Source organism: Flavobacterium sp. 38 (genome assembly GCF_057799715.1).
On the sequence record NZ_JBYNWZ010000008.1, the window covers coordinates 153,045 to 165,092 of the forward strand.

The 12,048-nt window shown below is 33.5% G+C and carries 11 protein-coding genes; 5 read left to right on the forward strand and 6 right to left on the reverse strand.

The window, feature by feature from the left end:
* Positions 1-15: 15 nt before the first annotated feature.
* Entirely contained in the window at positions 16-663 is a 648-nt protein-coding gene (locus tag AC3E9W_RS18315) for an outer membrane beta-barrel protein (protein ID WP_488769492.1), read from the reverse strand.
* 503 nt (positions 664-1,166) lie between these two features.
* On the opposite strand from AC3E9W_RS18315, the gene AC3E9W_RS18320 reads away from it, so the two are divergent.
* On the forward strand, positions 1,167-1,388 hold the full coding sequence (locus AC3E9W_RS18320; RefSeq protein ID WP_306156326.1) for a hypothetical protein: 222 nt from the start codon (positions 1,167-1,169) through the stop codon (positions 1,386-1,388).
* A gap of 72 nt (positions 1,389-1,460) precedes the next feature.
* Complete coding sequence (locus AC3E9W_RS18325; protein WP_456896629.1) at positions 1,461-1,724, forward strand: hypothetical protein; 264 nt, start codon at positions 1,461-1,463, stop codon at positions 1,722-1,724.
* Positions 1,725-1,840: 116 nt separating this feature from the next.
* Here AC3E9W_RS18325 and msrA read toward each other — a convergent pair whose 3' ends face one another.
* The 3 genes from msrA to AC3E9W_RS18340 form a co-directional block, all read right to left on the reverse strand.
* Positions 1,841-2,332: a peptide-methionine (S)-S-oxide reductase MsrA gene (gene msrA, locus AC3E9W_RS18330; RefSeq protein WP_306156324.1), complete on the reverse strand. Its 492-nt coding sequence runs from the start codon at positions 2,330-2,332 to the stop codon at positions 1,841-1,843.
* Between the two features lie 152 nt (positions 2,333-2,484).
* Entirely contained in the window at positions 2,485-3,171 is a 687-nt protein-coding gene (gene rpiA, locus AC3E9W_RS18335) for a ribose-5-phosphate isomerase RpiA (protein WP_488769493.1), read from the reverse strand.
* A 156-nt stretch (positions 3,172-3,327) separates the two neighbouring features.
* Entirely contained in the window at positions 3,328-6,573 is a 3,246-nt protein-coding gene (locus AC3E9W_RS18340; RefSeq protein WP_488769494.1) for an AsmA family protein, read from the reverse strand.
* Between the two features lie 1,311 nt (positions 6,574-7,884).
* Here AC3E9W_RS18340 and AC3E9W_RS18345 point away from each other — a divergent pair.
* The 3 genes from AC3E9W_RS18345 to AC3E9W_RS18355 all read left to right on the forward strand — a co-directional run bounded on the left by AC3E9W_RS18345 (position 7,885) and on the right by AC3E9W_RS18355 (position 9,124).
* Entirely contained in the window at positions 7,885-8,160 is a 276-nt protein-coding gene (locus AC3E9W_RS18345) for a hypothetical protein (protein ID WP_488769495.1), read from the forward strand.
* A 6-nt stretch (positions 8,161-8,166) separates the two neighbouring features.
* Positions 8,167-8,700, forward strand: a complete 534-nt coding sequence (locus AC3E9W_RS18350) for a hypothetical protein (RefSeq protein ID WP_488769496.1) — start codon at positions 8,167-8,169, stop codon at positions 8,698-8,700.
* Positions 8,701-8,782: 82 nt separating this feature from the next.
* Positions 8,783-9,124 carry a hypothetical protein gene (locus tag AC3E9W_RS18355; RefSeq protein ID WP_488769497.1) on the forward strand — a complete coding sequence of 114 codons (342 nt, stop codon included), beginning with the start codon at positions 8,783-8,785 and terminating at the stop codon, positions 9,122-9,124.
* 244 nt (positions 9,125-9,368) lie between these two features.
* Here the strand turns inward: AC3E9W_RS18355 and AC3E9W_RS18360 are convergent, their stop codons facing one another.
* Both AC3E9W_RS18360 and AC3E9W_RS18365 read right to left on the reverse strand, forming a co-directional pair.
* Positions 9,369-10,526, reverse strand: coding sequence for an IS3 family transposase (locus tag AC3E9W_RS18360; RefSeq protein ID WP_488769498.1), 1,158 nt, complete (start codon positions 10,524-10,526; stop codon positions 9,369-9,371).
* 23 nt (positions 10,527-10,549) lie between these two features.
* Entirely contained in the window at positions 10,550-11,653 is a 1,104-nt protein-coding gene (locus AC3E9W_RS18365) for an IS3 family transposase (RefSeq protein WP_488769499.1), read from the reverse strand.
* Positions 11,654-12,048 lie beyond the last annotated feature (395 nt).

Genomic DNA, 12,048 nt, shown 5'->3' on the forward strand with positions numbered 1-12,048 from the left:
TTTTATGTATTGTTATCACTTACTAAAATCATAACTAATCGCCGCTCCTAGTCCAAATTGAAAGGTTGATACGTAATCATTAACTGCTACAGGCCCCCAATAGTAGCTCCAATAGTAATCATATCCAACAGCTGCAGACATAGATTGCAGATACGCATGAAGATTAATTGAAAGAGGCGAATTGGTTTTTACTTTTACACCAGCCTTAACTTCCCATGCAAAATAAGTTCCGTTGCCACTCTTTGGCGATTCAAGTATTGCAACCCCCAAACCTGCACCTAGAAACGGAAGCGCCTTTTGAGAACTGGCTCCGAAATAGTACGTGTAATCGGCTAAAATATAATTAATAGCCCCTTTATCATCTCCGGCATTAAGCTGAGTTCCTGCAGGAACTCCGCCTGGTGTAAGAACCTTTGTGTATAAAGGCATTTTTGTGTCAAGCCTATTATATTTTAATTCTACAGAAGCGTTATCCATTATAAAATATTCCAAACCTATACCATACTCAAAGCCATCTTCTACTCGTGCGTATGAATCATCAAAATCTACTTTATCAGAAAAGGTATAACCTCCGTAAAGATTAAGCAAAAACGACTGGGCACTTTGCGCCGACAGCGTCAATGAAAAGGAAAAAACAACAGTTAATAAAAGATACTTTTTCATAATTTCTAATTTTAATTTACAATAAATGATTTGTTTTACTTTGGGTTTCTAGTCTAATTAGATAGAATCAATCCTATTTTTATATTCACTTTTTCTAGAAGCTTTAAAAGTCAGATTTGATAAAAATCTAAAACTGCTTTCACGGCATGGGATTTTAAGGATTATGCTAAATCTATCTGACCCAAAGTTATCCTACAAAAACATTTTGCGCTAAAGAAACGGGTTCAATGATGTTGCAAATTATAAAATGAAACCACTTTTTGACCGTACAGTTTTAGTACAATCATAAATAATTTGCTGAATACTTGCGGTATAGCACTCTATAAAAAGATAGAAATACTTAATTTATAACAACTTCAGAATCAGGAATAGAAATATGTCCGCTCATTACTTGTGATTTAAAATTATATAAAAACCCCACATAATTCTGTAATTTAAAACGTTCTTGGTCTATCTATTTTTGGATTACAATAAATCATTATAAACCAGTAACTAAATACAATATGAAGCCATCACAATTATCACACAATATAACTTCCTTATATAACAGACCTAACGACGAACCAGACTTTGACTGCGAATTTTTATCAGGCGACAGCATTGACGCTCGCGGAAACGAGAGCATTCTTGATCCAGATCCAGATGAAGAATTTGCCGATGACTTTAATGACAGAGAGTGGGATACTGACATCTACGATCCGTATTTGGAGCAGAGTTACTATTAGACGGAATCTGAAGACTAAAGATAGATTAAAACCAATTTTGGGCAGTTCTCGTATATAAAATAAAAGCTTGTTATGACTGTCAATTCCTACCGTCTGCCTGCCCAAATCTATAAATACATTTGTTTGAACCAAGGCCGCTTAGTGCCTTTTGAAGAATTATGCATCATTCTTTTCTTATCTGGAGGCGGAGAGCCTTTTTCAGCAGAAAATCCTGTGGCAGAAAAAGTGCAGCACACCCGCATAATGAACGCATTACTCTTCCTATCTGATATTAATCTGATCATACTGGATCAAGCAACAGATTCAAGTACTCTAAATCTAACAATCAGAAATTAGTTGCTTTTCACTAATCACAATTCAGATCAACTTTAATCATAAACGTAAAAAAGCTGTGCAGATCTTTAATCTGCACAGCTTTGATTATTTTGATTATGTAATGAATGTTATTCCGTTTATAAAAACGTCCCGAATCTCTCAAAATGACACGTATAGCCGTCTGGTTTTTTAACCAAATAGTCTTGATGATAGTCTTCGGCAGGCCAAAACTTCGCAATAGGCTCCAGCTGTGTTACAACAGGTCCATTCCATCTTCCAGAATCGTCTACTATTTTGATCACTTCTTCTGCAGTTTGTTTCTCTTCTTCGTTCTGAATAAATAAAGCCGATCTGTAGCTTGATCCTCTGTCATTTCCTTGTCTGTCGACTGTTGTTGGATCATGCACACGGAAAAAGTAATCTAGCAACTCTTTAAAAGAAGTTTCGCGTGTATCGTATGTAATTTCAATTCCTTCGGCATGACCTGGGTGATTTTCGTAGGTCGGATTTTCATTATTCCCTCCTATGTACCCCACTTCGGTATCTACAACTCCAGGACGCACCCTAAATAGGTCTTCCATGCCCCAGAAACATCCTCCAGCTATATAGGCTTTCTTCAAATTTTCCATAGTATTTGTTTTCGAAATTTTAATAATCTGTCTATTTTTAAATGCACATAAAATTAGCATAATAATGCGTAATACAGAAATGGAAATGATTTCAAAATCTTATGCTGTCATAGATAAAAGTAAAAGAATTTATCCATTTAGAAATGTCAGCTTCATTTCTCAAAAACCATTGCAGAATCAGCGTCACCCATAATTATTTGATCGGCCAATCCTATAAAAAGTCCGTGGGCAAGTACTCCCTCAATGCCATTTAGTAATGTCGACAAAGTCTTGGGATCATCTATCAGTCCGAAGTCCGCATCAATAATGTAATTCTCTTGATCGGTTAGAAATTCTCTGCCGTCTTTCATCCTTAACGCGCCACTTCCACCTTTAGACGCAATCTGCTTCAGCACATAATTTGCAGCAAATGGCACTACTTCAACAGGCACTTTAAACTTTCCTAGCATTTCCACTTTTTTAGAAGAATCAGAAATAATAATTTTCTTTTTGGTAAGAGAAAGCACTATTTTCTCTCGAAAAAGTGCCCCGCCCCCGCCTTTAATCATCATTAAATCAGAGGTAAATTCATCGGCACCGTCAATTGTCAAGTCTATTGCATCAACCGTTTTTATATCAATCAATTCTATATTTAGAGAAGCAGCCAATTTTTCCGTTTCCTCTGAAGTTGGCACCGCTTTAATTTTTAGTCCTTCTTTAACTCTCTGTCCTATTTCCATTATAGCATAATATGCGGTCGAACCTGTTCCCAGACCAACGATCATATTATCTCCGATAAGTTTTACCGCTTCTTTGGCGGCAAGCTCCTTTTCTCTTTCAAAATCTGATTTTGTTTTCATAAAAAAATAATGGATTTCAGATAAACTTTTACTTGAAGCATGATCGCTTTAGTCGTTGTTTAAAGTAATTTCGACTTTTGATATTTCGTCTACTTTATTAAATATAAACAATTATCAAAGTAAGACCAAACAAAATTTATAGTGCTTTAAAGTCCTTTATTTTGTTTCAGATAAACTTAAAGTATCTTTCACTCTGTTTCTGCGATATTCTGGCTTCAGATTTTTAAGTTCGCTTTCTTCTGCAAAGGTTTCATCTTCTTTAAATTTACCTGTCGAAATTTCAAAATCATCTGCGGTACCCGTAATTTTCATCGGAACATTTATAAGTCCCATTGGCGGCAATCCTAAACGAAACCCGACATTTATTTTTCCATCCATAGTAACCTGCCCCTCGAGTTTGCCCCTAAATCCCGCCATTTTCATAGTTGTAGGAGTAATTGTCACCACATTATTCTTTATAGCAGAATGAATTGCAATTTTATTAAATGAAGCTTTTTCCAAGTCGGCAGCAGCGGCTTTCTTCGCTACATGGTTTAAAAGTTTAAAATTTTTAAATTTAATATCTTCCAAAGTCAGCGTTCCTTCACCATCAATAGATTTAAAATCAATATCCATATTCTGATCGATATTGCCTCCAAGCTGGTAATCAACCGAAACCAAACCGTAAGCATCTTTAGCCATACTAACCAATTCAGCAAAGATCGGAATCTCTGCATAAGCACGCTGGATATCAAAATTGCTGGCTTTAAAATTCGCATTATATTTAGCCAAACGCCTATGCAGAGCTTTATATTCTCCTGACATTTCAATTTTGGTGCCTGCCATACTAAAAGCAGCTTCTGTTATCTTAATTTTTCGGTTATTAACCGCCAGAGTTCCTATAAAATCTTTAATCTTATACGTATCAAACTGAAGGTTATTTACTTTCGCTGCAATTTTCAGATCGGCTGTGCTTGGAATCCTGATAACGTAATTTTTGTTTTTAGCTGTGGTGTTTTTAGAAATTGTTTTAACAGCAGCAGAATCTGTTTGCTGCAGGGCTTCTTCTTCCGCTTTCTGATCTGTATATTTGGCAATCATATCAAAAAACTCATTGGCGTCAATCTGGTTACTAAAAAGTTCAATATCAGCTTTAAGTTTTTCGTTGGACTCCCTTAAATGCTTTCTATTAAATAGATAGCGCAATACGTTATGGATATAACCGTTTAGCACAACATCTGATTTACCGTAAGTAAGGTTAAATTCCTCAAAACGCATTTTGTCTTTAAAGAACTTAAATGTTCCTTTAGAAACCTCAAATGGTTCTGGAAACATGGCGCTTTTGATCACTACATTTTTGGCTTCTAGTTTTCCCCCATTTTTAATATTCCCGTAGTTTTTAGTCTCTATATCTTTTTTAGATCCTTTCGCGATCAGATTGGTCTGAATAACGCCTGAAATGCTCATATCTTTTACCGGAAATATCTGGGTTAATTTGCCAACATCTAAAGTGCCTTGAGTTTTGATATTATACACTAAATCATAAAGATTGCTGACTTCTCCCTGAACTTTAAACGGTGATCCCGCCAGAACAAACTCCGCAGGCATTATCTTTACATTCAAATCTTCTCCAGTTCCATTGTGGCTTATGGCAGTTGCATTTATGTTTATATTTTCAACAGGTATTTTAGGGTATTTAAGCATTTTTAAATACCCATTTTTAATATTTACGATTGCTTTTGATGACGGATATTTTTTCTGCTTACGGTTTAAAATGCCATGCATACTCAATTTTAAATTAAGATCTCCCTTAATCTCCAAACTGTCTAATGGATAAAATTTATGCACTTCTGCCAGATTAATTTTAGACTCCAATTCTGTGTCTACAGTAAAAGGATATAATTTATGAAGCTCAAAGCGTCCGTGGACAAAATTATTCAGAGCCTCTGCATTCAAATTGGTTACTTTACCCGAAACGTTGCGTAAAATACTGTCTTTAGCTGTTAAGCTCAAATTGAAATTTACGTTTTTTACCGCGTCTGTTTTCTTTATGTTTTTCAGATATCCATTTTTCAAGCTTGCGTTTAATTGAAACTTAGGAATACTTTTAATTATGGTATCTATTTTATTTAAACGCGGACTGAAACCTAAGTCTCTCAAAAAAACACCATCGGCTTTTAAATCTAGAGCAACTTCTCCACGAATCTCATGGTCGTTCAGGTGTAAAGCATCTTTTAACTTTCCTAAATCTATAGCTGCTTTTACAGCGGTTTTGATTTTCAGTTTTTTGAAACCTTCTGAATGAAAATTAATTACTGTCTGCTTTTTATCCAAATTAAAAGACAGATTATCCAAATCAAATTTTAATTTATTGATATCTAAATCTCTGACCTGCGCTTTAGCCGATATATTAATGTCTTTTACCGGATCTTTAATTCTTTTATAAACAATTGCACCATTATTAATCTGCAAATCTCCAGAAACAACTGGTTTCTCTGACTGATCCTGCATGTATTTGCCTCGTGCCAATATTTTAAAATCAATATTACCCGTAATGGTCATTTGTTCTCGCCATTTGTCATAAGCTGGAGGCACAAGCGAAAGCATTTCTTCTAAGGTAGAATTTTTAGACTGCATGCGTAAATCAAAATCATAACCTCCTTTTATAAATGCAAAAGATCCATTAAATGAAAATGGAAAATTTCTAATACGAATGACATTTCGCTCAAACTTAAATTTAAGCGCTTTAGCATCTATGTAAGTGGTAATTTCGGCATTGATCGGTTTACTACGAACGTAATCAACACCGTTTAAACTGAAATCGAATGATTTTATTTTTACTTTAGAATCAAGATCAAAAAGTGCTGCACTCAAATCTCCTATTCCTTTATAGTTAAGATCCTGAACCTTGAATTTTAAAAGGGCACTTTTATCATTGTACGAAATGTTTGTTTGCTTTATAACAATCCTTTTAATATTAAATTCTGTTTCGGTGGTATCGGTAGAAGTGCTGGGTTTTAAAATATTAAAATTGGCATTCCCTTTAGGATCAATTTCAAGATTTAAATCTGCTTGATCCAAATACACAGCGTCGAGAACAATCCTGCCTTTTATCAAGCTGTAAAAATTTACACCAGCTGATACCCTATCTGCTTTTACAACATTTCTTGCTGTAAAATGGTTCTTTTTATTGACTATACTAACATTTTTTGCATAGACCGTTAAAGCTGGAAAATGTTTGAAAACAGAAAGTCCAATTTCATCAAAACGCACGTCTGCGTCTAGTTTTTCATTCGCTAAACTTTCCAATTTAGCTGTTATTTCATCTTTGAATATATAAGGTACAACTGTCAGAACAATTATTAAAAGTAAAAATAAGGTTGAAATAATTATGGCAGTTTTCTTTAATAACTTTAGGGTCATTTTTAAAAAGTATATTTTTAGATTTTAAAAATATCAATTTAACTTCCATGAAAAAATCTTCAAATAGATATTAACTCAAAAATAACATAATGCAAAAACTTTTGTATTATGACATGACAAAGTATATCATTAAAGCCTTCTTAATGAAAGTGGTCAAAAAATAGGTTAACAGTGAAAAGATTAACGTTGAAAATTTTATAAATCTTATTTCCCGATGCAGAAATTAGCAATCCTTATTTTAAAAGGCTTCAGCTATAATGAGGTACAAATAAGGTACAATATTTTTGATTTAAAAATCTTACAAAAATAACTATCAAAAAGAGCCGTTTTTCAGGAAAACAATCATGCTTTCAACAGAACATTTACAAAAGTAGTTAGGCAAATATATTAAATAATAGAAAAAACATATCCTTAATATGCTATTTAACAGACACTTCATTTTTACCTCATGCAATACGCGGTTTTCAGAATAATAATTTAATCTTAAAAATTTAAATCATTTCAAAAATGGACATTTAAGTGATCTTCCTGAATAGATGATCTACCAACAATTATCTTCTAAATTATTATCTAACATTTTGTCAGACTTTTCAGTTTTAAATTAAAGCCGGCTTATTTTTGCAATGAAGCAATTCAATAAAAAGAAAGCTTTAGAAAAACTTTTTTAAATTTTTTAAAAAAAATCTTTATTTCCATTATATAATATGGTCAAAATGACTGTAATATCACAGATCAGTACAGCAAAGCATCGAGCGAAAATGTCAATTTCACACTTCAGGCCCAGCTGTTTGCAAAATCAAAAAAAATTATAATCCTCTAACTTCAATTGTGACAAAAGACACACAGCAGTCATTTTAGATTACATAATTTCGTCCTCAGAATTAGAGTTTTTTCTTCCTGAGTTTCGCCGCATTGCAAATTTCAGCGTAAACAGAAAGATTGGACTGGTGTTTAAGATTATTACTGCTATTACAAAACCGCGTATGCTTAACCACACCCTGATTATATAAAATGGCAGTTTTGGGCTATTCTGCAAATTGTCTTATGCTATTCCTTATTTGAAAAGCTGACGGCATTATAGTTATAAAATGATGGAAAGGAGAAAGGATTGTCTGCCAGCAGTTCTTTCTCTTAAATCGAGTATTTTTTTTTACCTAATCCACTATATCGATTTCGTTAAATTATTAAACTCATTATAAGGGTAAAGTGTATAAGCAGGAAACTCCCTGCAACGTTTTTGTTTTTTACACAGCTGTGTGTTCGTTTGTCAGAGTCTGCTACTGGATGCTGGATAAAAGCAAAAAATGGAAAGTGAAAGAATCAACCCGTACTGAAACGGTATTTCATCTCTCTTCCCTGACCAAAGAGGAATACGACAATCCTTATCTGGCGATTCAAAATGCATTTGAAGAGAAAACACTGCAGGAGTTTGAATTCTTCCTGAGCGAAATCACAGAGCTTTCATTATCTCCTTTCGGTTCTGATCCCGACTCTGATATAACTACTCCATATATCCACTTGATAAAACTGCTGGATGCAGGAGAGCTTATAAATGAGAGAGGCATTGAAAAAAGAAAGAAAAAGTAACGTGATATGAAAAAGAATATAAAATCATTTGAAACCAAGTTTTGGGCAGGCTATGAGATTAAAAATCCTTTTGAGGTTATGGATGCTTTTTTTGACTTTGCCCATCTTGATTCATATAAGGAGGTACTCAGTGAGACATTTTTGTATATACATAAAACAGAAGTATGCAGGATAAGATATCCAGGAGAGGTGTTTGTATTTCGCAGCGCTTTCAGCTCTTTTGTTAAAGCATGTTTTCTTCTGCAGTACAAAAACAGAAAATGGAAAGTTAAAGCATCATGCGCCTGTAAGTCAAAACTTGACATGGCCTCACTGACAGAGCAGGAGTATGAGAATCCTTTCGCAGTATTTCAAAAAGCATTTGAGCAGAATACCATTGATGAATTTGAATTTTTCCTTTTTGAAATCTCGCACCTGTCATTATCTCCATTCACTGAAGAGTTTGATTATGACCTGATCACTCCCTATATTTATCTTGTCAAGATGCTTGATGCAAGCCAGCTTATGCGTGATAGAGGGATTGAAAAAATAAAAAAGTGAGCCTTATTACAGACCATGCAGAATAATAACATTACTGCATCATTTCGGACATGATCGATGTTAACTGATAAAATATATTGATATGGAAAAAAATAAAATCAAGTTAAGGGACATGGTTGAGAATCCAGAGCATTATTTTGTAATGCTCAAACCTGCCTCAAAAACAAGAAAAGACATATACAATCTCAACATAAATGTTAAGGGGTATTCTGATCTTTTTATTCTGATTATGGATTTGCTTAAAGCAGGAATGCTGGCTTTAGAGGGAATTGAAATAAGTGAGAACAATCACAAGCAGACTGAACGATATGTCTACAGCCTTCTTAAAGTGATTGAAATGCTCATTCCATTGGAAGAGGGCGATCTGCTGGACATCCTCCACAGGAAATATTTAAAGCAGAATGAAAAAAGCAGTGCGGACTGATTTTTTTTCATTATTAATTTTAAAAACGCCGACTTCGGAGGTGTTTTCTAGCTCCCGCAGGGCAAGTTGTTTTGAGATGCTGAATTCATTTCAAGCATCTCAAAACACAACTTGCAGTGTTCTGGTGAACACAATATTAGGTATGATTTAATTGAAGGCTTGATGCCCTTTTTTTATTGTAATGGGTTAAGTTATTATTGCGATGCAAACTAATGCAATGCCGGATTATGAATATATAGTGTGACTATATGAAATGTAATCTATCAAATTCTTCGATTGTTTTATGGTCTAAAAATGAATGCCTTCTTTTTTTATTATACCAATTTTCAATATATTCATATACATCAGCTCTCATCTGTTTTCTGGCTAGGAGTTTATTCCCATTAATTAATTCTCTTTTAAAAGAGCTGAAAAAACTTTCACAAACAGCATTGTCATTATGATTTTGCCTGCGACTCATACTACGTATTACACACTTGTAAGAATCTAATGTATTGGTGAAAATTTTATTAGCATATTGAACACCTCTATCAGAATGGAAGATTAAATCTTTAGTGATTTTCCTGTTTTTAACTGCCATTTTCCAAGCGGGTAAAATTGTTGCTTTGGTACTCATTTTGGTGCTTAAAATCCATCTTATTATTTTTCTATCGAATAAATCCATAACAATGGTAAGATATAAAAAGCCTTTTGTTGTTTGTATATATGTTATGTCTGAAACCCACGCCTTAGCAGGCTCACTAACTGTAAATTCTCTATTTAAAATATTTGGAACTACATAGTAATTATGGTGTGAATCAGTTGTTACCTTAAACTTTCTTTTAACTTTTCTACGCAAGCCCAACATTCTCATGTATTTTTTTACTGATGAGTTTTTTATTTTATACCCTCTGGTTTGAAGTTCTTTTGTGATTTTTGTACATCCATATGTTCGCTTGAATTCATAATATATGGATGTGATTTCTTGTTTTAATAAAATAATTCGAGATTCTGTATCTGTAAGTTCTTGTTTTTTCTTTCTGTAGTATGTGGTTTCCGAGACTTGTAATACATCTAGCATTTTTGCAATTGAAAATTTAGATTTGTTTTCTTCGATAAAGTTTTTAGTCATTATCTTTCCTTGAGAAACAAATTTGATCCCTTTAGTTAGAATCTCGAGGGTAATTTTTGAATTTTGAATTTTTTTTTCAAGGTCACTGATTATGGCTTTTTCAGGAGTCAATTTAGGGTGACCCGATCCACAAAAGCTTCCTGTTCCAAATTTTTCAAAGTCTTGTCGCCATTTATACAAATAATCTGGAGCTATTCCTAGCTCTCTTGCAAGGATTGCAGTTTGCCTGTTCCCTCGCTTATAACTTAATATAACTGCATTCTCTTTGAAATGACGTTCGTATTTTTTCATAGTCAGAAGTTTGATAATTTACATCAGAATATATTTTTATCAAGATTTTCAATATACTCTCGTATTTTCTTTTCCATTTGTTCTTTAGTCGAAAGCATATTTAAATCAACTAGTTCAGATTTAAGTGAAATAAAAAAGCTTTTAGGGATCTCATTGTCTAAATGATTTCCTTTTCGACTCATACTTCGTGTAATATTTTTATATGTGTTTAATCTACGGGTAAATACCTTATTAGCATATTGAGGGGATCTATCGGAATGAAATACTAATTCCTTTTTTATTTTACGATTTTGAATAGCCATTTCCCAAGTGGGCAAAGAAGTTTCCTTTATTGTCAACCCTTCACTCAAATTCCATCCAACAATTTTTCTGTCAAATAAATCCATAATAATAGTTAGGAATAAGAGTCCGTCCACTGTTTCTAAACTTGTTATGTCCGATATCCAAATCTGAGAAGGCTCGTCAGCTTTGAACTGTCGATTTAGAACATTAGGAAAGATACAAGGATTATGGGGAATAAATGATGAGCCAGATGTTTTATGTCTGCTACTAAGCTTACTTACAAGACCGAGTTTTTTCATATGAAAAGATACCGAACACTCTTTTAATTTAAAACCTCGACTTTGTAATTCTGCAGTAATTTTTCCACTGCCATACAGCCCTTTATATTCATAAAATATAGAAGTTATTTCTTTATCTATTAAAGTTGTTTGAAGTTGTTTGGGAGAAAGTAATTTATCTCTCCATCGATAATATGTAAATTCTTTTATGCCTAAAACTTTACACATTTTCCAAAGCGGATATTTATTTAAATTGTTTTTAATAAAATGAAAAATCATTGGTTTCCCTTCAGGGATATATTTGCTTGCATTCTTCAAAATTTCAATTTGAAGTTCTAATTCTTTAAGCTTTCTTTTAAGTTCAGAAGATCTTTTTTGTTCGGGGTTTCTAAAATATCCACGCCCGCAGAAACTTTCTGTTCCGTATTTTTGAAATTCAGCTTGCCATCTATAGATGTTTGTGGTAGCTATGCCCAGTTCTTTAGCCACCTTAATGGGATTTGTTTCGCGTGCCATTTGTACTGCTTTTAGTATGAAATCGCGATCGTAAATTTTACGTTTTTCCATTTCTTAAATTTCAAATTCTATACTTATGTGAATTTAAGAAATATAATGGCATTGAGTTATAAAAAATAAAAGATAATGCAGTTAAGTGTTTTATTATATGCGTGTTAAGGATTAGATCCATTAGGTTTAAAACTTAAAGTGGCTACCTGTGCATATTATTATTTACTCATGCAGGTAGGCAAGTCTTAAGGTATTCAAGTAATCAAGTAATGAAGCAATCACGTATTCAAGTGCGCAGATAAGCATGTATGCAGGTTGGCATTCCTGCCTGCACACCTGCAAGCAGTCATGCACTCAAGCGTGCAAGTATATACAACGGTCAGCAGGTGCTACGCCAGTCCAGCAGTGCCTACAAAAAATATTTTTCCAAAAGAAAACGGAAAAAAGGAAAAAAG

Excerpts from the sequence above, each read along its gene's own strand:
- AC3E9W_RS18315 (WP_488769492.1), bottom strand. The coding sequence starts at position 663 with ATGAAAAAGTATCTTTTATTAACTGTTGTTTTTTCCTTTTCATTGACG.
- AC3E9W_RS18320 (WP_306156326.1), top strand. The coding sequence starts at position 1,167 with ATGAAGCCATCACAATTATCACACAATATAACTTCCTTATATAACAGA.
- AC3E9W_RS18325 (WP_456896629.1), top strand. The coding sequence starts at position 1,461 with ATGACTGTCAATTCCTACCGTCTGCCTGCCCAAATCTATAAATACATT.
- msrA (WP_306156324.1), bottom strand. The coding sequence starts at position 2,332 with ATGGAAAATTTGAAGAAAGCCTATATAGCTGGAGGATGTTTCTGGGGC.
- rpiA (WP_488769493.1), bottom strand. The coding sequence starts at position 3,171 with ATGAAAACAAAATCAGATTTTGAAAGAGAAAAGGAGCTTGCCGCCAAA.
- AC3E9W_RS18340 (WP_488769494.1), bottom strand. The coding sequence starts at position 6,573 with ATGACCCTAAAGTTATTAAAGAAAACTGCCATAATTATTTCAACCTTA.
- AC3E9W_RS18350 (WP_488769496.1), top strand. The coding sequence starts at position 8,167 with ATGAAAAAGAATATAAAATCATTTGAAACCAAGTTTTGGGCAGGCTAT.
- AC3E9W_RS18355 (WP_488769497.1), top strand. The coding sequence starts at position 8,783 with ATGGAAAAAAATAAAATCAAGTTAAGGGACATGGTTGAGAATCCAGAG.
- AC3E9W_RS18360 (WP_488769498.1), bottom strand. The coding sequence starts at position 10,526 with ATGAAAAAATACGAACGTCATTTCAAAGAGAATGCAGTTATATTAAGT.
- AC3E9W_RS18365 (WP_488769499.1), bottom strand. The coding sequence starts at position 11,653 with ATGGAAAAACGTAAAATTTACGATCGCGATTTCATACTAAAAGCAGTA.